Source organism: Ruegeria sp. HKCCD3925 (assembly GCF_057221175.1).
Genome location: NZ_JBWVBI010000005.1, coordinates 141,598 through 162,709, shown reverse-complemented (window position 1 = coordinate 162,709; position 21,112 = coordinate 141,598). Strand labels below are relative to the sequence as shown.

Below are 21,112 nucleotides of genomic sequence, written 5' to 3'. Positions count from 1 at the left end.
GAAATACATGGCGACACACAACGTCTAATAGAAAATTGACGTGATCAAAAAAAGACGATTGCGATAATAATAGCCGAATACCGATCGCAGCAATCGAAAAAGCACGAACTTTGCACTAGGGTAGTGACCTTCAGAGACTTCATAATGCAATTTTTCTGCTTCATTCGGAACTTCCACCGCGTATACGCACCGAAAAGGTAGTGGAATAAAGGTATTGTCCAACTGATTGAGCCTTTGTATGAGGTCGATCGTCCACCCAATCTTCACTTAGCTGTCCAGCGCTGGATTAATTGGCACACAAACTATTAGCACCGATAAGGCTGTCCAGTTGTTTGATTGCGCGCTGCTCCAAGCGTCGCGCCTTTTCATTTACGCTTCCGCAGATACTGTTGTCTTAGCGTGACATTTGCTTATCCTCTTTTGGAAGTGACAAGGACATAAAATCGCTTTTGGATCAATTCCTTTAACACCAAGACCGAATAACTATTACGTACATTGCAAACGACCACTTCAGAAAGCCCATGATATGTATGAGATATTGCAAATTGTTATTTTAGTCCTTCTGATCGTATTGCTGGCGGGTGTTGCTTTAACTTTTCGCTCAGCCCGCTGGATAAACCGAAGGATATCCTCCCTCAATGAATCTGTCAGCGAACTGGCCCCCTTTGTCTGGGCGACAGCTTCGCTGAATCAGCGGCTGGAAATCGGCCGCAGCCTGCCCAATTGGAATGTCTGGAGCATGCCTCCAGACACACTGGTTCAGATCTTGGAGATAATTGAACGTCGCAAACCGAAACTCGTCGTCGAGTTTGGCTCAGGTATCTCGACCATCGTAATTGCCTCGAAGCTTCGGGATGTGGGCGGAAAGCTCATTTCCTACGAACATGACGCAGAATATGCAGAGAATGTGCGCCATGGCCTAACTGAAAGGGGGCTTGATCGGTTCGTCGATCTTCGTATCAGAAGTATTACTTCGACCAAGTTCCTCGAATACGATCATCGTTGGTATGATGTCGATCTGGACGAATTGCCGAAGAATGCTGATCTCGTTGTCATAGACGGCCCTCCAATGCCATTGGGAAAGGAGATAAGACTACCAGCAGGTGACTTAATGGCTGAACGCCTCAACCCCGGCGGCTCCATTTTGTTTGACGATGCCAAGCGTGAAGGCGAACAATCAATCAAGCGCTTTCTGATGAAGAAGTACCCGGGATTCAAGTATTTGGAGCCGCCTGCCATTCGTGGGATGTTGATCATGTCAAAACCCGAATGATAGCATCAACTACGTCCCCGTTTCTGAACTGAAAATCTGGTCATAAAGGACGTGTAGTGTGCTTTCGATTTGGATACCATCCTAATCTCCATGCAATGGTGGATTGATGCCCAAACCGACGTCGGCAACAGCTTTCTGCGGATCATCGATGTCGCCGTCGTTCGGTCATTCGATCCAAAGTCAACACTGATATCCGGAAAGAGCCGCCGGAACCGGGTAATGATCTTTATTGCTGGCTGAAGTGCGTGGTCGATGACATACGGCCTGCTTTATTGCATCGCATCGAAGTCTTTCAGACTCTCTGAATCCTCTGCGTCAGCCGTAACTAAGCGGTAGGCGAGATCGTAAACTCGTGCCCCGCCAAAGTCAGTTCGACACCGCCGCAGCCGCGCACCCAGAGCAACTTCCCAACACTCTTCTCAAGTTTTGCAATATGTTGAGTAATGGTAGATTGGGTAACATACAGCCTGGCAGCGGTCGCAGAAGTATTTCCTTCTCTTACAACGTATCCTTACAGCCGCCTTTTTGATTTAACCTACTTAGCAGTGATGTCAGGTTTCAAAAAAGCGCTCCCGAACATCGATGTGAGGTTTCGCGCCACCTACGAATGCTATGAGAACGTCACAAATACGAACCTGCGTGAGGCGGTCGCAAGTAACCAGCCCGGCGTGACCATGCAAGGCTTGACCCTTGCCTATTTCGCAGAGATGATCGACAACCATGCCACGATCGCTCATCAACTCCCTTTGCATGGAACGGGCCGGTCCTAAAACCGGTGCCGGCTAGGAAGACCGGGCTGAATCCGTCACAGCAAAATATAGATGAGATCTGAGATGAATTGTCACTGTTCCAATGCCGTCAGCTTCAGATTTAAGGCAAGAAAGTACCACGAGCTGTAGGCTAGTATCATCTAGATCGGGTTTCGCTATATCCATCGGATCTAGTATGACCTTAGGGAGCCGAACTAAGTTCTTACCAACTAAGTTGGCTCAAACGGCAATTAGCCATGTGTAACTAATCGGCGGTCGCAGCACACCTTCCGAACATTTGCTTCAACTGCAGACATGAGAGGCAAACGAATTCACATTGTGCAGTACGAAGTTGCATTTGGCATTTCGGAAACATTACCCCTTCAATCCTCTTGAGAGATTTGCGCGCAGGCATGCTAAGGTAGCAATATTGGTCAGGGGATAACTTTTTATGCTGTATGCCCATCGAGACACTAGAGGAGAAATCTTCTAAGCCTGACTTGATCCTTGCGCCACCGCAATGAAGCTATCAGCTAAGAGTTTACCCAAAGAGAAAAGTCATTTTAACATAAGGAAATGCGAATATGAAGTTGTTGTGATATAGTCTATCGAAACAACCGGGTAAAAGTTGATTTGGGAGGTCACAATGCTTCGTATGTTGCTAAGCTTTTTTGCTCTGGGATTGGCACCAACGAGTGTCTTTGCCGACGCTGTGCCCAGTGAAGAAGCAGCCGAAGGCTTGTTTTCAGAGCAACCTTACTCTCCCTACGCAAATCGCAGCTTCCCTGAACGCCCGCTTTGGGGGGACACCCACCTTCACACAGGGCTTTCACTTGACGCCGGAGCTTTTGGGAACACCCTGCTACCGGACGATGCCTGGCGTTTCGCCAAGGGCGAACAGGTCATTTCTTCGACTGGACTGCCTGTTCGGCTAGCCCGGCCTTTGGACTGGATGGTCCTAACAGACCACACAGATTTGATGGGGTTTGCCCCAGATCTGCAAGCTGGCAAACCGGGCGTTCTTGCCGATCCAAAAGGTTTGGAGTGGTACGAAGGTTACATGGCTGGCGGCGAAGCGGCCGGAAAGGCCGCGTTCGACATTATCACCAACTTCTCGCAAATGACTCTGCCGGAAGTTCTTCTTAATTCTTACAGCCCAGGTGCCGATGCTTTTGCCTTTACTTGGGAGAACATTGTCCTTGCAGCAGATCGACATAACGATCCCGGTAATTTTACTGCTTTCATTGGCTTTGAGTGGACCTCCGTACCAAAAGGATTCAACCTGCACCGGAACGTCATGCTGCGTGATGGGCCCATCAGAGCGCTTCAAATGGTGCCTCCGGTTACGCAACCTCCCTACGGTGATACTGATCCAAAGGCGCTTTATGCCTGGCTTGAAGAGTATCAGGAGAATACTGGCGGTCGCGCGGTAGCTTTCGCCCATAACGGCAACCTTTCGAACGGATGGATGTTCCCGACCGAAGACACCTATCACGGTGGCAAGGTCGACGAGGAATATGTGGCTGCCCGCGCAAAATGGGAGCCCCATTACGAAGTCACTCAGATCAAGGGCGACGGCGAAGCGCACCCCTATCTGAGCCCCGACGACGAATTCGCGGATTACGAAAACTGGGACGTTGGCAACCTCGACATAACCGAGCTGAAAACTGATGACATGCTGGCCGGCGAGTACGCCCGAGAAGCCTTGAAGCGCGGTTTGTTGTTGGAAGATAAGTTCGGCGTGAACCCATATAAGTTTGGCATGGGTGGCGCGACGGACAGCCATACGTCTCTGGCAACTGCTGAGGAAGACAACTTCTTCGGAAAATCCGTCAGCGTTGAACCTTCGGCCACGAGAATAAAGCATCCTTTCATCGCCAACGATCTTGGCGAAATTCCTGGCGACCTCCTTGTAGCTTCCGGGTACACGGCCGTTTGGGCGACCGACAATACTCGCGCTGCGATCTTCGATGCGTTCAAGCGGCGCGAAACCTACGCGAGCACTGGACCGCGGATTGGTCTACGGTTCTTTGGCGGATGGGATTTCCTCGACGCTGATGTCGAAACTCGCTTCCTTGCGGATGTGGGCTACACAAAAGGTGTTCCAATGGGTTCGGATCTGCGACCTCGCGAGGGTGAAGGTCCGCCCACATTCCTGATCGCTGCTCTGCGCGACCCAGTCGGGGCCAACCTGGATCGCGTACAGGTGATAAAGGGATGGCTCGATTCCGAAGGTGCTTTGCAGGAAAACGTCTATGACGTGGCATGGTCGGACAACCGTGTTGCTGATCAAAACGGCAAGATCCCTGCGGTTGGGAATACCGTGGATCTGGAAACCGCCAGCTGGACCAATACAATTGGAACCGCCGAACTGGTAACCGTTTGGTCTGACCCTGATTTCGATCCAAATGCGCGGGCATTCTATTACGTACGTGCGCTCGAAATCCCAACCCCACGCTGGGTGTTGTACGACAAACTGAGGTTTGGTGCGGAGCTGCCAGAAGATGCGGTACTTACGCATCAGGAGCGCGCGTATTCCTCGCCGATTTGGTACACGCCGGCAGAGTGACCTTACTTCGTGCAGATTTGGGGACCCAGGTCGCAATCACTAACTCGGGACGCTCTTATGATAAGCGGCGCGCCTTGAGTTGCAATTCCTTGTGTTATTCAACTGCCTGATGCCAGCATAAAACATAATGCCGTATCGCGTTTCACGCAGGAGCCTTCATGCGAATAGTGAAAGAACCTCTGTTCCATTTCTTCTTGATCGGAGCTGCCATATTCATTTGGTTCCACATAATATCACCAGATAACGACGCCGCTGCAGATCCGGAGACGATAACTATAAGCGAAAGTGATGCCGCGCTGTTAGCTTCACAGTTCGAAGCAAGGTGGAAACGCCAGCCAAGCGGTTCCGAGTTACAAGCGTTGGTCGACGCTTCAATTCGCGAAGAAGTATTAGTTAGGGAAGCAAGAAAACTTGGTTTAGAACGCGGAGATAGCGTGATCAGGTCGCGGCTGAGCCAAAAGATGGATTTTCTGACCGAAGCCATCGCCGCTTCAGTTATTCCAGAAGACGAAGATCTAGAGGCTTTCCTCCAACAAAACACGGACCGCTACGCGACACCCAACAAGGTCGCGTTCACTCAAGTTTTTCTTGGTGAAGGACCAAGTGAGACCGAGATTGAAAGGGCACTGGCCGCCTTGCGTGCGGAACAAGAGACTTCCGGCTTGGAAAGCGCGACACTGCTGCCTGCATCAATGCCCCTAACCGCGACACGGGTAATCGACTCGGTCTTTGGAACCGGATTTTCCAATGGTCTCGCCAATCTCGAAAAAGGTCAGTGGATGGGGCCGGTCCAATCAGGTTACGGCATCCATCTGGTGAAAGTGCTTGCCATTGAACCAAGCCGGATACCTCGCTTGCAAGAGATCCACAGTGTGGTGCTTCGTGATTGGCGTCGCGCCATGAGCGAAGATTTGGCGCAGGCGCAATACAAGGCTCTTGCCGACAATTATGAGATCACAGCACCCGATCTCACAGGTCAGGTCAAATGAACTTCATCTTCAGCTTGATGTTTGCTCTGCTGTTCACGTGGCCCACGGGGTACGCCAACGCGCATGCGCTTGATCCGGGATACTTGGAAATTCGACAAATCACTACGGACACTTGGAGTGTTCATTGGCGAAAACCAGATGTGTATGGTCAACCAATGGCGATTGATGCGGTGTTACCGGATGGCTGTACACCCACACACGGCCCTGACCCAATCTCCGATGGGCGAGCGTGGGTTTCTTCCTGGGTTGTCGAATGCCGTGCTGAGATCGCGGGCCAATCCATCGAGATCGACGGACTGGCGGCACAAAAGAACGACGTTTTGGTCCGTGTGCATCCTCTGCACGCCGAGCCTGCCACGCTTCGTTTCACCCCGGATGCTGCCATCCAAAACATACCTTTTGAACAGACAACATGGTCTGTTTTCATAGCCTATTTTCAGTTGGGTTATGAACACATACTAGAAGGCTGGGATCACCTGCTGTTTGTCTTTGCACTGTTTGTTTTGGTCCGTGATCCCTGGAGACTGGTGGGAGCCGTTACAGCTTTCACGCTTGCGCATTCGATAACACTAGCACTGGCAACACTCGGCGTTTTGAATGTTCCCGGCCCACCGGTCGAGGCGGTTATTGCGCTCTCCATCGTTTTTTTGGCGATGGAGATTGTAAAGGGTAGCGAAGGTCGGCTCCGGCTTTCAGAACAGAGCCCCTGGATCGTTTGTTTCGGATTTGGGCTTTTGCACGGTCTTGGTTTTGCTGGCGCTTTAGCCGAGATAGGACTTCCCTCTAACGATATTCCCGCAGCCCTGCTTGCATTTAACCTTGGTGTCGAGGCCGGACAACTGAGTTTTGTCGGAGCTTTGGCTATCCTGCTTATAGTCTGGCGATTTATTGCACTTCCTGTCAGCCAAATGCCAACGCTTGTTACAGCCTATAGCATCGGTTCGGTGTCGATGTACTGGTTAATTGAACGAGTCAGCGGTTTTTGATCGTAGTGGCGTTCCCAGATTCGCAACTTTAACTTTCTTAACGAATGTTCACAGAGATAACGCAGACTGGTATCCGCTCATACTTCCCAAATATATTTGCTCTCAGTGCGATTCTGAATTTTGATTTCTTGAGGGTTTACTCAGCCCCTTTTGTACAACTATCTAGATCTGCTTCGTGATTTTGTATATACGGTTTTTATCTGTTTAGAAATCAAAGTTTTCGCATTATGCTGGTTGCTCACGGTGCCTGTCGGCGACGATGGGTGGGGACGACGCGGTACACTACGCTGTTTGAGAAGCGGGTTTCACGTGTTCGCGATCGGCCGAAAGCGCTCCCTTGGGCAAAATGCGTTCTTGGGTATGGTTATACTGAACAAGGTCGATCTCGTCGACAAAGCCAAAGTTCAGATGGTGCGAGATTAGCTGGGGTCGCGTTTCGGTCGATATCATCTGGTCGAGGCTGTGAACGCTGACGTCGCGCTAGACATTCTGCTTTCCATCGGTCGCTTTGACGCAGAACAGCTCCAATCAGGAATAACCGGTCATCATGAACACGGGCCAGATTGTGTTTGCCAACACTCTGTTCACTCAGAAAGCTATAAAACAATTATGATTAAAGTTGAACACCCAACAATCCTGTCTTTTCTTCGGAGCATAATAATGAAAGTTTCGGGCAACATCTATCGCCTCAAAGGCTTTGTTTTCAGCGAGGACGACCCGGATCATCGGATTCTTGTTCAGGTCGTCGAAAAACGCATAGATATCGCACGTGATTATGCTTGGGGTGGCCAAAAACCAGAAATAAAGCTTGTCGCAATTGGTGCGTCGGGAGCGCTTACAGAACATACTCTTACCGGTACGCTCTTGGAGATAGCATGGCGACTTATCTACTGAAATGCAGGCATATCCAAAGGCTCATCATGACGGCAGCGGTTACATCTACGATTGCGCCCTGGCGGAATTGCAGTTGAACGCTCCGATTGTTGTGGACATCATCGGTACTACGCTTCAGTTCACTGGATCGAAACTTAGAAACAGACTAAGACTTGTGCGAGCGTTGGCTGACACTGACACGGTATCTCCCAACCTCAGAGACATCATCATCTCATTTTTCTAGAGCATTGACTGACGACAACGCATTGGCTTCGAATATTAAGGTAGCGGCGCTCGACTGGCGCAAAACTCAATTGGATCATCAACTTCAAGCGGTCTTGGAAAATGAAGAAACTGATCTGGTAACGCAGCTCATCATTCACACCAAGCTAACCCCAATTGAGTAGTGACCGTAGTATTCGATTTGAACTGAAACTGCTTCAATGGTTTGCTGCGTGTACCAGACCTGCTGATCTGTGTGGCGCATTGCAATTGCTAATCCCGTCAGACTTCAGTTTGAAATTCTCTCAACTCTGATTGATCTGAAAGTTCGATTTTAAGAAATCGACGATCCATTTTAGGTCCAGCGTCTTCGATCCCATATTCTTTCGGTTTTGCTGAAAGTCAAAGCAGCCAACCCTTAGTAATACCTACCCACAACAGCTATCCCCCAACTGAATTGGCGGACACGGTACAGTTGCGTAGGAACAAAAGACACAGCAATCGCCTGCCAGCGGTTTCAAAACTGCCTCGCATGATCTGCATTCATAAAACCATTGGCACGAGTCAGTTGGCATTCTTTTGGTTTCCATGTGCCCACACTTTGGGCAGGTCAAATTGCTATCGAGCACCACAGTTTGATTTGTCATTGTCTCACATCCGCATGATTAGATAGTCGTTGATTTGAGCCTCATTGAACACGATGACCCATGCCAACGCGGTAGTCGCCGTGCTTCCGACAAGCCACCATTTCAGATTTGCCAACGTCCCGTTTAGATGCGCTAAGAACCACGAAACCGCGGCCAGCGCTGTTGAGACGGCGAGAACACAGTAGCTTGCCGCCGCTATTTTTCCGAATACTGCCAACCAACTGCCGCCCAAGCCTAACAACATCATGGCCATTGGAAGAACACAGCATGTTGCGACGCCCAGAGCTGAAACCGATCCCAAGTAGCTGAGGTTCGCGTATTTCTTCATCTTTTGCTCCCGAGATGCTCGATTTGATTGTGTTGAAGCACCGGTATTCAGAGCGTATAACTCCTGTAGTAACTACAGGATCAAGTGGAGGCACTTCACATGATTGCGATAGGTGAGGCTTCCCGGCAATCCGGGGTTGGCATAGAAACCATCCGCTACTACGAACGCGAAGGTATCGTACCAAGACCTGTGCGAGCTCTGAACAATCGTCGCCTCTATGCAGCAAGCGATGTGGGAAGACTTCGATTTTTGAAGAGGTGCCGCGACCTGGGATTTCCTCTCCCAGACGCAAAGGCGCTCTTAGAGCTGTCAGAAGGAAGTGCCGAAGACTGCCGGTCGGTGAAAGAACTGGCCGAGGCGCATATTTCTAGCGTTCGAAGCAAGATTGATGAGCTCAGACGTCTGGAGCGTGCCTTGAGTGAGCTTACCGCCAATTGTGATAGTGGTAACGTTCACTGCCCGATGCTGCAAAGTCTGCGAACGATGGATGATATCTGACTCTGGACACTGGGCGGAAACTCAGGGTCTGAGATTTAGCCAGATCACCTCAGACCAAGGTCTGTGGTGCGGTAACAGATTGTAGTTCATAGTCGATTTCACGATGAGAGCGAAAGTAACTGACCTGACGATTGGCAATTGGTCGTTGTCGCGAGTCTTTCTTGCGGCAAGTATCTTCGTGATGGGTACTGCTACCGCAATCGTTGGGGTCTGGGTGTCTAATCGAATTCAGAACGCAGTCGTGCAAAACTCCGCCAACTCCGCAGCGCTGTATATGGAAAGCGTAGTTTCCCCGCTCAGCCAGGAATTGGCACATGGCGACCGCCTTTCTGAGCAGGCGAGCCTGGCGCTGGATGAGATTTTCATGACCCAGCCAATGCGTGACCGTATCGTTTCCTACAAATTCTGGAAGCAAGGCGGTGTGATTGCGCATGCCTCGGATACAGACATCATAGGAAACCGTTTCAATCCAACGGATGATTTAAGGCGAGCGTGGAACGGTGATATCTCCGGCTCTTTCGAAGAACTTGATCATGCCGAGAGCGCCGCCGAGGCGGCATTGGGGATACCACTGCTGGAAGTTTACAGCCCAATTCGCGAACTCTGGTCCGGCGAAATCATCGCAGTTGCGGAGTTCTACGAAAGAGCTGACCAGCTTGAGTTAGACTTAGCCAAGGCCAGGCGAACAAGTTGGTTGGTCGTCGGCTCCGCATTTCTGGCAAGTACTATTGTTCTGTATTCCATCGTCGCAATTGGCGACAAAACAATTCGACGACAGGGGTCTCTTCTTAAACAGCGGTTGAAAGAAAGTGAGAAGATGGCTGAGCAGAATGCGCTGCTGCGGTCGCGTGTGGTCGAGGCGTCAGAAAGATATACCACGCAAACAGATCGGTTCCTCAAGAATCTTGGAGCTGAGCTTCATGATGGCCCTGCGCAATACCTGTCGCTCGCCGCCCTTAGACTGGAGGCGGCGTTTTCCAAAGAGTCGGAAAGGCCTAAAGAGGCAGTGGAAATTCAGCAGTCTTTGCAAAAATCGCTGGCTGAAATTCGTGCAATTTCGCGAGGGCTGTCCGCGCCAGATATCGATAGCCTGTCACTCGTCGATGTTGTCAAGAGAGCCGTAGAGGATCACGCCGAACACAGCCCGTTGCGACCGGATATTTCATTCCTGGGTAGCCAGGCCCCGGAGTTGTCATTGTCCGACAAACTGTGCGTTTTTCGGTTCCTCCAGGAAACGCTTTCCAATGCGGCGAGATATGCTCCAGCTTCCAAGTGCACTGTTATCGCTGAGGCGCAGAACGACCGCATAGTTGTAAAGATCACAGACGACGGACCAGGATTTGACAGCTCAGAAGAAACCGCGTTGCGAGATGATGGTGGCCAGGGGCTTATGGGCTTGCGAGATCGGGTCGAGAGTATTGGTGGCAGGTTCGACGTCGCATCGAGACCGGGCGAAGGCACCACCATAGCTATGACACTATATCCCAGAAAGTTAGGCACATCATGACTACATCTGTCGTAATAGCCGATGATCACCCGATATTCAGGGATGGTTTGCAGCGCACGTTGGATGAAGCTGATGGCTTCGAAGTTTTAGCCGCTGGGTCCAGTGCTGAAGAGGCAGTATCGCTGGTCGGCACGCATCAGCCGGACATAGCTATTCTTGACCTCTCGATGCCCGGTGGCGGGATAAGCGCGACACGTAAAATCGCGGCGATGGCAAATCCACCTGTCATTGCAATCTTGACAGTCTCGGAGAACAGCGGCGATGTCGCGGACGCCTTGGAGGCGGGTGCGATTGGGTACATTGTGAAGGGAGTAACCGCAAGCGAACTAACCGCTTCTTTACGAGGCATCGCCGCAGGTGAAGGGTTCGTTTCTCCTGGCTTGGCCTCGCGGGTACTTCTTCAAATCAACGCTGACACCGGCATGTCTGTTAACAGCAGCATTCTAGATGACCTTACACATCGTGAGGAAGAAATACTGAGACGTGTGGCCAAAGGACTGAGTAATCGTGAAATCGCCGACGAGTTAGACCTTCAGGAAAAGACCGTGAAGCACTACATGACCGCAGTTCTGTCCAAGCTTCATGCGCGAAATCGGGTAGAGGCCGCGCTCATTGCACATGATGTTTGGAACAAGGGAGAATAGCTGCGGTCTCTTTGACGACGGTGGCGGCCCCTCACCAAAAAGAAGCCGCCAACGGATTATCGACTGGAATTGCAGCTCAGTTGGCGACCGACTGTAACCTCCGGCGATCAGAGGCCGTTGCGTTTCTTTCAACAACAGTCCGGTTGTAAGGGTCTTTCAACTCGTAACGCCCAAACTCGATCTCCTCTTTCCAACCATTGGCATAATTTACTTCGATATTGTTGCCTTGGCGTTCGATTTTCGTGGGTCGACTTCCAGCAGTGCCGCCTTGCCCAGATGAGCGTACATTGTCGATTGAGATACCATTCGCCAAGGACCGAAGCCTTGAAACGTCAGCACCGGTCGCGGCGCGCTCCTCAACAGTCCGGTTCTGAGCATTCTTTCTCTCATACCGCCCGTTTTCGATCTCTTCCTTGGTTCCGTCGGCGTAACGCACTTCAATGCCGTTGGCGTTCGTTTCGACCTTTGTTATCCCAGCCGAACCCGACGATTTACCCCCTGAATTAGACTTATCCTTCTTTCCGCTGCCCTTATTGGAGCGTTTGGAGTCATCATCGTCATTATCGTCATCATCATCGTCGTCGCGAGCACTTTTTCCTGATCCCGAATTGTCGTCCCGGTCATCATCTCTGTCGTCGTCTCGATCATCGTCTCTATCGTCATCACGATCATCATCTCGGTCGCCACCACGGCCGCTATTACCCGACCCCGAATTATCATCCCGATCGTCGTCGCGATCATCATCCCTGTCATCGTCACGATCATCATCCCTGTCATCGTCACGATCATCCCCGTCTTTCCCTTTGCCGCTTTTGGCAAAGGCATATGACGGTTCAAAATGTAGGCGGCCATCGTCTTCAAAGGTTGGCACATAAGGCGTCGCGGCAATCAACGAAGCCAACGCCGCGGTACTTAGAAGTTGACCCAGCTTTCTTTGAATTTTCATTTTCGCCTCCAATTTTGATCGTCACGCTTCATGGCATTGGAGACAGGCTACTACCGGCCCGACTTTCCCACATCGGGCTTAGGTCTGACGAATTTCAAGCCGAACGTCTTAATCAGATCAGTCAAACCAATAGATTTTTTGCAGAACCAAATGAGCAGTTTAGTGGGGATTAACCCCGTCGCCTTTCAGCTCGTCATCAGGTTCGAGGTGGATGACAAAGACGGAACCCGGGTACAGACACTCTAGTTCTTCCTCTATGTCGTTACATATATCGTGCGCTGCGCTGACTGGCATTGTGCCGTCCACAACAAGGTGAAACTCCACGAAGATAACATTCGCGGATCTGCGCCCTTTGAGGTCATGATACTCTAAGGCTGCGCCGAGGTTTGCTTCGATTGCATTAGAAACAGTCCGCAAGTCATGTTCCGACAGGCTCACATCCATCAGGCCGTCGACGGATGCCCGAATAACTTTCCAACCCTCCCACAAGATGTTCAGCGCAACAAGAATTGCCAAGATCGGGTCAAGGATCAACCAGCCGGTGACAAGCGCTAGTATCAGTCCTGCGACGACACCAACAGAAGTCATAACATCCGTAAAAATGTGACGGGAGCTCGCTTCCAGGGCGGGCGATCCCTCGCGCCTACCTGTCCTAAGCAAGAGGTAGGCCCATGCACCGTTCACACCCGTTGCAACGATATTGACGGCAATTCCAAGCAGCGTCGCATCCTCAAGATGCGGGTTCGGGAGCGCCAGTACAGCTTCTCTGATGATCAAGAACGCCGCCAACACAATCAGCGCGCCCTCAACCACGGCTGAAAGATACTCAGCTTTTTTGTGACCAAAGGGGTGGTTTTGGTCAGGGGGCTTATTGGCAACCCGAACTGCGAAATACGCCAACAAAGCCGCGACAACATTCACGGTTGATTCCATAGCGTCCGACAACAAAGCCACCGAGCCTGTCAGCCACCAAGCCAACAGTTTCAGGGCCAGTACCGCAATGGATATCGGGATAGACCAAAGAGCGATTTTTTGTGTCATTTGGCCGCGACCCTCAGTCAATCATGAACAGAAACTCGGGTGATTGGTGAGCTCCGATGTTCAAAACGTAAAACAGGTGTTTGGCGAAAAGGGAATAGGTCTTACGGCATCCTATTGGCGACAGCATCTGGTCGCCGCTGCGTGGCGCCAAACGACTGTTATTCGGATGAAAGCCCGGTCGACGAAACAGGAACAGCCTTGAGATAGGCGGCAATCGCCAAACGGTCCTCATCCGTCAGCCGTGAGGTGTTCTCGATGACTTCCACCATCTCACCACCCGCACTGTCATAGTCTGGTGTAAAGCCAGATTTTAGGTATTCGGCAATGTCTGCCTCTGACCAATCAAGCTGGTCTGAGGTTAAGCCGGGGATACGACCTTTCCCGTTTGGATTTGGTGCACCCGTCAGCCAAAGGTCTCGTTTCAGGCCCCCTAAACCATTTCGCGGGGTATGGCATTCAGCGCAATGACCCAGCGCCTCGACCAAATACCTGCCATGTTTTTGTTGGTCGGTCAGATCATCTTCGACCACCCAGCCTGATGACATGAACAAGAGCTTCCATCCCCCCAATCCGCGCCGAACGCTGAAAGGAAAACCTACGTCATGCGCAACACTTTCCGTTGCGGCCGCTGGCAGCGTGCCGAGGAATGCGTGTAGCGAAACCACGTCTTCGGCCGACATGTTGGTGTAAGAGGTATAGGGAAACGCTGGGAAATAGTGCTGACCTTCGGGTCCGGTTCCATGGATCAAGGCATTGGCCAGATCCAGGGCAGACCAGGATCCGACACCAGTTTCCGGGTCACTGGAAATGTTGGGGGCAATGAACGTGCCGAATTCCGTCTCAAACCGGCGACCACCAGCGAGCACGAGCTTGTCTTCACCGACCGCATCCGGCGCTGAATGACAGGATGCGCATCCTGCCGCGTGGAACACGATTTCACCTCTGGCAAGATCTGGGTTCAAACCGTCGAGTCGTGATTGTTCCATTCGTTGAGGTCGGGTCAGCACCAAACCGGCCAACCCGACCAGCGCAATGACGATTGCGACAAAGAAAAGAAAGCGCCGCACCGTCAGGGCCCAATCAGTTCTTTGAAGCTCTGTATGCTTTGTGACATGCCGAACAGCTTCCGCCCAGATCGCCCATCGCTGCTTTTAGGGCATCAACATCTTGACCTGCCGCAGCCTGCATCGCAACAGCGGCGTCTGCCATGGCCTGCCCTTTCGCACCCACGTCAGGGAAGTTCTCCCAGATCGCAGGCAATGCACGGGTGGTCGGATCGGACACATTGTCAGATCCCTGGGGCCACATCGCGGATTGGTCGATTTGTGTCAGTACAACAAGATTATTCGCGGCCCGAGTTGCGGCCTCGGCATTATAATCGACCTCTCCCTTAGCCATTCCGCCAAGTGTACCAAGATTGAAGGCATAGAGTTGCATGATTGAGGTACGAGCTTTCACAGCCGGGTTTTCACTTTCTTGGGCGATGGCTGTGCCAATGGCGGCCAATGATAAAAGACCTGCCGCGAATACTGAGAACTTCTTCTTCATGATGTGTCTCCCTGTTTAATGCTCCGAATGTTAGCTTGAACAATTTTTCTTGTAATTGTTTGTTATTGGTCGTCACTTGTTAATTTATGAACAACGAAAACTGGGATGATATTCGGTTCGCGCTCGCCGTAAGCAAATACGGCTCACTCAATGCAGCGGCAGCGGCACTGGGCGTCACGCATGCGACCGTGTTGCGAAGGGTGGCCGCATTCGAAGAGCGCAATAGCTGTGTGATTTTCCAGAAAAGCCCTTCGGGATACTCCGCCCTGCCCGAGGCCAGAGCAGTTCTGTCGGCTATGGAAAGCGTCGAAGATGCGGTGCTATCGGTCGAACGTGCGCTTGTAGGAGCAAACCGGTCTCCGGTAGGTCACGTACGTATCGCGTCAACTGACAGCCTTTGCCAGCTTGTTTTGCCCCAAATACTTAAAGAGATATCCCAGTTATACCCTGGCTTGGAGCTGACTTTATTGAGCGGCAACAGCCATCATGATTTATCGAGATTAACTGCGGACATCGCCGTAAGACCCTCCATAAAACTTGAAGAAGGGCTTGTTGGGGAACGCGCAGGTACGCTGTCATTCGGAGTTTTCGACGACGGCGGCACCGATCGAAAATGGTTGCGGCTTGATGGGGCATTGAGTCGTTCTCTTCCAGCAAAATGGCTGGCCGATCATGTCAGTGCGGATGAAATGACGAACGGAGCAGACAGTTTTCTGGTGCTACAGCAGATGGCTGTCTCAGGAGCTGGTAAAACTTTTCTGCCGTCATTTTTTGGCGACGTGGATTCCCGCCTTAAAAGGTCGCAGATCATATGTCCTAAGATTGAGGTTCCCCTGTGGGTTGCGACGTTCGAGGAAATTGCGCAAACCCCAAGGTTTGCCGTTGTTCAGAAGGCGTTAGTTGAATGCCTAACTAAAGCTCTGGCGGCTCCGGATCTATCTAAGAAGAGGTGCGAGTAATCGCATTTTGATTTAGGTCTTATACAAACTTGGTATTTCGAAGCTCGGTTTTGCGATTGTGAAGCAATTGATGCACTTTCTGTGTCTAGCCCAGAGTAGGCGAAGACGTATCAACAGGCCAACAGAAGACTTGCTTGCGCTGTCGGGCGAACCATTTGGTGTACCGAGTCCAAGAAAATTCAATCGCTAAGAAATTTCAACGCCTGGCAAATCCAATCCAGAAATAGCTAGAACTACTTTGCGTATCGTGAAACTACGGTCAGTGCCGGGCAGCAAATCCCGCTAAAACAATTGATTGGTCTAGTCTTTTGCAAGAGCGCCATAAAAGTCCTCGAAAATAGCATCTCGTGCTACGTCATAGGCCTCAAGCATCAGGTGGCGCGAAGGGTCATTCTGCCAGAAGAGATCGGCGCTCAGATGTGGCGAGGACGAACTTTTCGTGTCGATGTTCGACCACGGAGGCTCGGCCGGAGGCTACGAAAACACCTGGGCAACCGGCAAGCTTTACTTCGAATCAATGAAGGTCGCCAATTGCCGAATCCACAACCGCCCGGCCTACAACTCGGAAGTGCACTCCAGCCGCGACATGGGCGTGGGTGAGCTGAATTATAGCTACAGCGACTACCAAGTGACGGACATGATCATGATCGTGGGCGCGAACCCGTTGGAAACGTAATCTAACCTGTCCCTGAACCACATGGTTCCGGGGATGCAGAACGGCGCCAAATTCATCATGGTCGATCCGCGCCGTACGGTGACTGCAACTCAATTTGGAATTTTGGGCCATCTGGTACGGCGTCCCGAGGGTGAAACTCCACAGCAACTTTCGAACGCGTTTCAAGTGCCTAAAACTTCGATGACGCACATGCTCTCCAGTCTTGAAAATAATGACCTGATTACTCTTGAAGCCAACCCCAATGACAAGCGTTCGAAAATTGCTCGGCCTACACCGCAAGGCGCTGAGTTTTTGAAAGCTTGTATGGAGCGGATGTCGGAATCCCTGGCTCCAGTTTTGTCCGAACTCGGGCCTGAACCGTTCCATGAATCATTGCCTAATCTGACGCTCATACGCGAAACTTTGGACAGCGAGCGCGACTAGCCGAAACCTGCGCCAGCCGAAGCAAGCAACCAAATTTTCAGAACATCATGCAATCCGCGCCCGGCGGGAGCGGCGGCGATCCTTCAGGCAAGGTAGGCGTATAGTCAAATGTCACAATCTTCGCGCCACCGTCGAATGCCACGAACAGTTGGTTGGATCCCGGCCTAATGGCGATGCCTTCTGGATCTGTTCCGAATTCTAACAAACTTTGCTGGGCGAGAAGTTGGCCATCTGCCGTGAACTCATACAGGCTGTTTGACCCTTCCCAGTCATCAACAATCAACATGTGGCCGGTACGCGGATCAATCGCGATCCCCTGCGCCTCACTCAAGGGAGGAGAGAGCTTCATGGTATCCAACCTCGCCGTCAAAGCACCCTCTGAGGTGAACCACGACAACCGTTCGGGGTCATCCTCTACGGTCACGATCTGTCCCTTGGCGTTGATCGCAATTCCTTCCGTATCCGCGAAACCACCTTCCAATTCGAAGGGTGCTCCCAGGCGTGATCCGTCCTTGGTGACACGTTGAAGACTGCCGAGACCATCGCCCAGCAACAAGTGATCCCCTTCAACAGCAATTGCTTTGATCCGAAAGAGATCGCTGGATATACGGCGCAATTCATCACCTTGCAATGTAACGAGAATTGCCTCAGGCCCCTCGTTCGCAATCCACAACCCACAAAAGGTCGGATCGTAGTCAAGACTTGCGGGCTGATTAAGTTCATAACGCCCTGTTTCGCGAAGCTGCAATGCCGTGGCCGGGGTCGGCACAGCAAAAATCAATAAGGCGGTTGTCCTCACAAACACTCAGGATGCTCCGAAAATCTGCGTCAAAACTGTGGGGCGGAATCGTAACACGTCAATGCTAAGAGCACCTAAACTTCCAAAATCAGAGAGCATCATTTTACCTGATCAAAGACTTATAACACGGAAACTGGTTACGAGCGGTGTGGTTCGACGCATCTGGGTTCTGCCATAGTCCGTTGGAACTAGGGGTGTGTCGAAATCGCAAACCAACAACATGGCGCTTGTGAGAGTCACGAAATCAACACTAGCGAACGAAACAACCTCAGGCTTCATAGAACAAACTTGCAATCGCGTGCTCGGGCGTAGTCACCTAGGACATGGGGTTGGAGGAAGTCTATGGCGCAATGGAAGTTCGTGATTAGTGTTTATTGCGCGCTGTTTCTTGTCGCTTGCGCTCCGAAAACCCGCACGTATGAAAAGACGGTATCAGCTGCGCTACCGGCAAATTCCAGCACGGCTCTGGGTCAGGCGGCCAATCGCCTTGGGGATCCTAAAGACGGTCGGTCAGGCATCAAGCTGATCAGTGATGGAGAGGAAGCGCTCGTATCACGGCTGTTGTTGGCCACTGCGGCCGAGCGAACGATAGACGCGCAATACTATCTTCTGCACGACGACCCAACTGGTCACCTGTTCGCTGCCAGTCTCTTGCAAGCGGCGGATCGAGGTGTTCGTGTCAGGCTGTTGTTGGATGATATGGATACGTCCGGCTACGACGCGATGACCGCTGCGTTGGACAATCACAAAAACATTGAAATAAGGCTATTCAACCCGTTCTGGCGAGATCAGAGCCTTTTGATCGCGGGTCTGACTGATTTCAAACGCATCAATCGCAGAATGCACAACAAGTCCATGACAGCAGACAACGTGTTCACGATTGTGGGTGGGAGAAACATCGGTGCCGAGTATTTTTTGGCGCGGGAAGAAATGAACTATGCCGATCTGGATGTGCTGGCCGCAGGCCCAGTTGTACGCGAAGTGTCACGTAGCTTTGACGCTTACTGGAACAGCGAATTCGCTGTTCCGGCTCGCGTGGTTGTCGGAGAACCCGAAGAATTTGACCTGAGCGATGCGCGCAGCAGGTTGAATGAACTCGTCGAGGAAGCGAGGCAAACGCAGTACGGCGCAGCGCTCAGAAAGTCGGCAAAAGAGAACTTCGCGGATGGTGCCCTGTTACTGGATTGGCTGCCAGCGAAACTTTATGCTGATCCGCCTTCAAAGGCCGCGGGCCTCGAGAACTCAGGTCCCGTTCTTGCATCTCAATTGCTTCCGTACTTTGAGAATGCCAGCAGTGAAGTGAACATCGTGTCCGCCTACTTCGTGCCACGCAACAACGGTGTGAAATGGCTGACCGAACTCGAGAACCGTGGGGTCGACGTAAAGGTTGTAACCAATTCACTTGCATCTAACGACGTCGCACCCGTTTACGCACACTACGCCAAGAAACGCCGAGCACTGCTACGCGGTGGAGTAGAACTCTACGAGCTGCGACCCGACGCTTATCAAGTCCAACGCCGCGGTATTAACTGGGCTCAATCCAGGTCAGGCCTGCACTCCAAGGCATTTGCAATTGATGACCAGTACTTGTTCGTGGGTTCATTCAACTGGGATCCGCGATCTGTCAACATCAACACCGAGATGGGAATTCTGATTGACTCGCCAGCATTGACTGCGCAGACGATGGGAGCCTTGGACGACGCACTACCCGCATATACATATAACGTGACGCTCGAGCAAGCTGGCCAGCTTAAATGGACGACAAGAGCCAATGATGGCACGATTCTTGAGTACCAATTCGAGCCGACACGATCGGCCTGGGATCACATAGTTGCCGGGCTATTAAGTATTTTACCAATTGGGTCCCAGCTTTAGGTTTCTGCAAACTACTTGATCGCTTGGCCGTCACCGGCGCCTGCGAAGATGGCAGCAAAAAAGAAATAGGTCATCAGTCGCAGATATTTCCCAATATCCAATTCTTAACACAGACTAGATATTCATTTTATCAAATGCTGGCGGGAAAATGCCTGCTACCAAAGTCAATGGCCATGTTCATCATTCCGGGGAAGCTGAACGACAACAGGCAAGTCCCGTTTTCCGGTTACTCAAACAGTTACGTTCAGCTTGACGCGCCTTAGTGGATTTTTGCGCTTTGTGTTTCATTTCTAGCGATCATCTAATGTCGTAAGATGCCGAAGGTAGATTGTTTTGAATAACTATAGCTGATTATTGTGCATCTTCAGTGAGAAAGAACAATTCAATGGGCTGCGCAAGGCCACGTATCTCGTGATCACCACAGCTAACGAACATGCTCGGAGCAGCACTTGCAACGGCTGACGTCGCCAACACCCTCCGACCAATTGCTTTTGTTAAACCTTCAATTCGGCTTGCAACGTTCACCGCCCCGCCCAGAACTGTGAAATCAAGCCTGCCGGGGCTGCCGATATTACCATAGCTGACCTGCCCGACGTTAATTCCAATACCAACATCCAAAGGCGGATTTTGAAACCCGTCTCGTCTGGTGTTGAGATCGTTCAAACCACTCAGCACACTCTGCGCTGCAAGAGCCGCCATTCTGCAGCGGTCGGCATGGTCTTTTTGCGCTTCAATAGTAAAGATCGACAGGATGCCATCGCCCATGAACTTGAGGACGTCTCCACCGTTGTCCTCTACGGCTTTAACCACCAGATCAAAATAGTCGCTAAGCGTGTCGAAGATATCTTCTTCCGGAGCGGTCTCGGAAAGTGCTGTAAAGCCTCGCAGATCAGAGAACATCACCACGGCATCCAAAGTTGTTCGCTCTCCGCGCTTTATATTGCCGCTCCAGACGGCCTCGGAAGGTCCATCTCCTAAATAAGTTCGAAGCAGACCTTTAGACGATTTTCGCATCGTGACAGGTTCCAAGGCGGAAGAAAGGGCCGGTAAGGCCGCTTCAATCAGCATAAGATGTTCGGGCGAGAATCCATCCTTTGCCTGAGTAACGAACGTACATCCATGCAGCGATCCATCGCCGTAATAGAGCAAAGTAGCGTAGTAGTCGGTGCCACCCTGCTCTGCAAATTCAAGATAGGATGAATGCTCTGTTTCCAAGTCCAGTCGCCGTAGACTTTTGTGAAGTGGCTTTCTGTTCGCAAGAATATACTCGAATGAACTCCCGACATAACCATCTGTCAACATCGTCTCATGCGTGACGTCGTAGCTGTCGGTGCCTTCAGGCGTCCAAACTACCCCCCAGGCAATAAGCAATGGGTTGGCAAAGCGCTGGCCAATGTTTGCCCGCCATAGCGGCACTCCGGCTTCGATCAAGGAGGAACAAAACTGTGACACCACCTTTACAGGATCACCGGAGCGACGACCTTCTGTAATCATCCATTCGGTCAGTCGAGTGACTTCTTCCATGGACCCAATTTAGTCGCTTGGAAACGATGAGCAAAG

The 21,112-nt window shown here is 51.4% G+C and carries 22 protein-coding genes; 13 read left to right on the top strand and 9 right to left on the bottom strand.

Annotation, left to right across the window (positions count from 1 at the left end):
* Positions 1-526: 526 nt before the first annotated feature.
* A complete protein-coding gene (locus AC2TEM_RS13525) occupies positions 527-1,273 on the top strand; it encodes a class I SAM-dependent methyltransferase (protein ID WP_170423462.1) in 747 nt (248 codons plus the stop codon).
* Between the two features lie 325 nt (positions 1,274-1,598).
* Here the strand turns inward: AC2TEM_RS13525 and AC2TEM_RS13520 are convergent, their stop codons facing one another.
* Positions 1,599-1,718 carry a helix-turn-helix domain-containing protein gene (locus AC2TEM_RS13520; RefSeq protein WP_480856282.1) on the bottom strand — a complete coding sequence of 40 codons (120 nt, stop codon included), beginning with the start codon at positions 1,716-1,718 and terminating at the stop codon, positions 1,599-1,601.
* Here AC2TEM_RS13520 and AC2TEM_RS13515 point away from each other — a divergent pair.
* From AC2TEM_RS13515 to AC2TEM_RS13495, 5 genes are all read left to right on the top strand, one after another.
* Complete coding sequence (locus tag AC2TEM_RS13515) at positions 1,717-2,043, top strand: hypothetical protein (protein ID WP_480790322.1); 327 nt, start codon at positions 1,717-1,719, stop codon at positions 2,041-2,043. The genes AC2TEM_RS13520 and AC2TEM_RS13515 overlap by 2 nt on opposite strands.
* A gap of 625 nt (positions 2,044-2,668) precedes the next feature.
* Positions 2,669-4,591 (top strand): DUF3604 domain-containing protein, encoded by a 1,923-nt coding sequence (locus AC2TEM_RS13510; RefSeq protein WP_170423460.1) that lies wholly within the window; start codon positions 2,669-2,671, stop codon positions 4,589-4,591.
* Positions 4,592-4,749: 158 nt separating this feature from the next.
* The gene (locus tag AC2TEM_RS13505) at positions 4,750-5,580 is read left to right on the top strand and encodes a peptidyl-prolyl cis-trans isomerase (protein ID WP_480790323.1); all 831 of its coding nucleotides are present in this window, start codon (positions 4,750-4,752) and stop codon (positions 5,578-5,580) included.
* Positions 5,577-6,566, top strand: a complete 990-nt coding sequence (locus tag AC2TEM_RS13500) for a HupE/UreJ family protein (RefSeq protein ID WP_480790324.1) — start codon at positions 5,577-5,579, stop codon at positions 6,564-6,566. The genes AC2TEM_RS13505 and AC2TEM_RS13500 overlap by 4 nt, the downstream gene beginning before the upstream one ends.
* Positions 6,567-7,028: 462 nt before the next feature.
* The gene (locus AC2TEM_RS13495; protein ID WP_170423454.1) at positions 7,029-7,460 is read left to right on the top strand and encodes a GTP-binding protein; all 432 of its coding nucleotides are present in this window, start codon (positions 7,029-7,031) and stop codon (positions 7,458-7,460) included.
* 629 nt (positions 7,461-8,089) lie between these two features.
* On the opposite strand, the gene AC2TEM_RS13490 is transcribed toward AC2TEM_RS13495, so the two are convergent.
* Both AC2TEM_RS13490 and AC2TEM_RS13485 read right to left on the bottom strand, forming a co-directional pair.
* Positions 8,090-8,308, bottom strand: coding sequence for a GDCCVxC domain-containing (seleno)protein (locus AC2TEM_RS13490; protein ID WP_480790325.1), 219 nt, complete (start codon positions 8,306-8,308; stop codon positions 8,090-8,092).
* Positions 8,309-8,312: 4 nt separating this feature from the next.
* Positions 8,313-8,636, bottom strand: coding sequence for a hypothetical protein (locus tag AC2TEM_RS13485; RefSeq protein WP_170423452.1), 324 nt, complete (start codon positions 8,634-8,636; stop codon positions 8,313-8,315).
* Between the two features lie 99 nt (positions 8,637-8,735).
* Here AC2TEM_RS13485 and AC2TEM_RS13480 point away from each other — a divergent pair, with 99 nt between their 5' ends.
* The 3 genes from AC2TEM_RS13480 (at position 8,736) to AC2TEM_RS13470 (ending at position 11,285) form a co-directional block, all read left to right on the top strand.
* Complete coding sequence (locus AC2TEM_RS13480; RefSeq protein ID WP_170423450.1) at positions 8,736-9,134, top strand: MerR family transcriptional regulator; 399 nt, start codon at positions 8,736-8,738, stop codon at positions 9,132-9,134.
* 103 nt (positions 9,135-9,237) lie between these two features.
* Positions 9,238-10,641 carry a sensor histidine kinase gene (locus AC2TEM_RS13475; protein ID WP_170609133.1) on the top strand — a complete coding sequence of 468 codons (1,404 nt, stop codon included), beginning with the start codon at positions 9,238-9,240 and terminating at the stop codon, positions 10,639-10,641.
* Complete coding sequence (locus tag AC2TEM_RS13470; protein WP_170423446.1) at positions 10,638-11,285, top strand: response regulator transcription factor; 648 nt, start codon at positions 10,638-10,640, stop codon at positions 11,283-11,285. Before AC2TEM_RS13475 ends, AC2TEM_RS13470 begins: the two co-directional genes overlap by 4 nt.
* 76 nt (positions 11,286-11,361) lie before the next feature.
* On the opposite strand, the gene AC2TEM_RS13465 is transcribed toward AC2TEM_RS13470, so the two are convergent.
* The 4 genes from AC2TEM_RS13465 to AC2TEM_RS13450 form a co-directional block, all read right to left on the bottom strand.
* Complete coding sequence (locus AC2TEM_RS13465; RefSeq protein ID WP_480790326.1) at positions 11,362-12,243, bottom strand: hypothetical protein; 882 nt, start codon at positions 12,241-12,243, stop codon at positions 11,362-11,364.
* Positions 12,244-12,390: 147 nt separating this feature from the next.
* Entirely contained in the window at positions 12,391-13,272 is an 882-nt protein-coding gene (locus AC2TEM_RS13460; RefSeq protein WP_170423444.1) for a cation diffusion facilitator family transporter, read from the bottom strand.
* A 158-nt stretch (positions 13,273-13,430) separates the two neighbouring features.
* Positions 13,431-14,339: a c-type cytochrome gene (locus AC2TEM_RS13455; protein ID WP_480856254.1), complete on the bottom strand. Its 909-nt coding sequence runs from the start codon at positions 14,337-14,339 to the stop codon at positions 13,431-13,433.
* Positions 14,340-14,352: 13 nt separating this feature from the next.
* The gene (locus AC2TEM_RS13450) at positions 14,353-14,820 is read right to left on the bottom strand and encodes a cytochrome c (RefSeq protein WP_170423442.1); all 468 of its coding nucleotides are present in this window, start codon (positions 14,818-14,820) and stop codon (positions 14,353-14,355) included.
* Positions 14,821-14,906: 86 nt separating this feature from the next.
* Here AC2TEM_RS13450 and AC2TEM_RS13445 point away from each other — a divergent pair, with 86 nt between their 5' ends.
* From AC2TEM_RS13445 to AC2TEM_RS13435, 3 genes are all read left to right on the top strand, one after another.
* Positions 14,907-15,779, top strand: coding sequence for a LysR family transcriptional regulator (locus tag AC2TEM_RS13445; protein ID WP_170423440.1), 873 nt, complete (start codon positions 14,907-14,909; stop codon positions 15,777-15,779).
* Between the two features lie 439 nt (positions 15,780-16,218).
* The gene (locus AC2TEM_RS13440; RefSeq protein ID WP_480856252.1) at positions 16,219-16,455 is read left to right on the top strand and encodes a hypothetical protein; all 237 of its coding nucleotides are present in this window, start codon (positions 16,219-16,221) and stop codon (positions 16,453-16,455) included.
* Positions 16,456-16,476: 21 nt separating this feature from the next.
* The gene (locus AC2TEM_RS13435; protein WP_170423438.1) at positions 16,477-16,878 is read left to right on the top strand and encodes a MarR family transcriptional regulator; all 402 of its coding nucleotides are present in this window, start codon (positions 16,477-16,479) and stop codon (positions 16,876-16,878) included.
* 37 nt (positions 16,879-16,915) lie between these two features.
* Here AC2TEM_RS13435 and AC2TEM_RS13430 read toward each other — a convergent pair whose 3' ends face one another.
* Positions 16,916-17,683 (bottom strand): hypothetical protein, encoded by a 768-nt coding sequence (locus AC2TEM_RS13430; protein WP_480856250.1) that lies wholly within the window; start codon positions 17,681-17,683, stop codon positions 16,916-16,918.
* Positions 17,684-18,019: 336 nt separating this feature from the next.
* Here AC2TEM_RS13430 and AC2TEM_RS13425 point away from each other — a divergent pair, with 336 nt between their 5' ends.
* Positions 18,020-19,552, top strand: a complete 1,533-nt coding sequence (locus tag AC2TEM_RS13425; RefSeq protein ID WP_480856249.1) for a phospholipase D family protein — start codon at positions 18,020-18,022, stop codon at positions 19,550-19,552.
* A 351-nt stretch (positions 19,553-19,903) separates the two neighbouring features.
* On the opposite strand, the gene AC2TEM_RS13420 is transcribed toward AC2TEM_RS13425, so the two are convergent.
* Entirely contained in the window at positions 19,904-21,076 is a 1,173-nt protein-coding gene (locus AC2TEM_RS13420) for an adenylate/guanylate cyclase domain-containing protein (RefSeq protein WP_170423435.1), read from the bottom strand.
* Positions 21,077-21,112 lie beyond the last annotated feature (36 nt).

Coding starts and splice junctions, on each gene's coding strand:
- AC2TEM_RS13525 (WP_170423462.1), top strand. CDS start 527: ATGTATGAGATATTGCAAATTGTTATTTTAGTCCTTCTGATCGTATTG.
- AC2TEM_RS13445 (WP_170423440.1), top strand. CDS start 14,907: ATGAACAACGAAAACTGGGATGATATTCGGTTCGCGCTCGCCGTAAGC.
- AC2TEM_RS13505 (WP_480790323.1), top strand. CDS start 4,750: ATGCGAATAGTGAAAGAACCTCTGTTCCATTTCTTCTTGATCGGAGCT.
- AC2TEM_RS13460 (WP_170423444.1), bottom strand. CDS start 13,272: ATGACACAAAAAATCGCTCTTTGGTCTATCCCGATATCCATTGCGGTA.
- AC2TEM_RS13480 (WP_170423450.1), top strand. CDS start 8,736: ATGATTGCGATAGGTGAGGCTTCCCGGCAATCCGGGGTTGGCATAGAA.
- AC2TEM_RS13475 (WP_170609133.1), top strand. CDS start 9,238: ATGAGAGCGAAAGTAACTGACCTGACGATTGGCAATTGGTCGTTGTCG.
- AC2TEM_RS13425 (WP_480856249.1), top strand. CDS start 18,020: ATGGCGCAATGGAAGTTCGTGATTAGTGTTTATTGCGCGCTGTTTCTT.
- AC2TEM_RS13435 (WP_170423438.1), top strand. CDS start 16,477: ATGGTTCCGGGGATGCAGAACGGCGCCAAATTCATCATGGTCGATCCG.
- AC2TEM_RS13515 (WP_480790322.1), top strand. CDS start 1,717: ATGGTAGATTGGGTAACATACAGCCTGGCAGCGGTCGCAGAAGTATTT.
- AC2TEM_RS13485 (WP_170423452.1), bottom strand. CDS start 8,636: ATGAAGAAATACGCGAACCTCAGCTACTTGGGATCGGTTTCAGCTCTG.
- AC2TEM_RS13420 (WP_170423435.1), bottom strand. CDS start 21,076: ATGGAAGAAGTCACTCGACTGACCGAATGGATGATTACAGAAGGTCGT.
- AC2TEM_RS13490 (WP_480790325.1), bottom strand. CDS start 8,308: ATGACAAATCAAACTGTGGTGCTCGATAGCAATTTGACCTGCCCAAAG.
- AC2TEM_RS13450 (WP_170423442.1), bottom strand. CDS start 14,820: ATGAAGAAGAAGTTCTCAGTATTCGCGGCAGGTCTTTTATCATTGGCC.
- AC2TEM_RS13510 (WP_170423460.1), top strand. CDS start 2,669: ATGCTTCGTATGTTGCTAAGCTTTTTTGCTCTGGGATTGGCACCAACG.
- AC2TEM_RS13470 (WP_170423446.1), top strand. CDS start 10,638: ATGACTACATCTGTCGTAATAGCCGATGATCACCCGATATTCAGGGAT.
- AC2TEM_RS13500 (WP_480790324.1), top strand. CDS start 5,577: ATGAACTTCATCTTCAGCTTGATGTTTGCTCTGCTGTTCACGTGGCCC.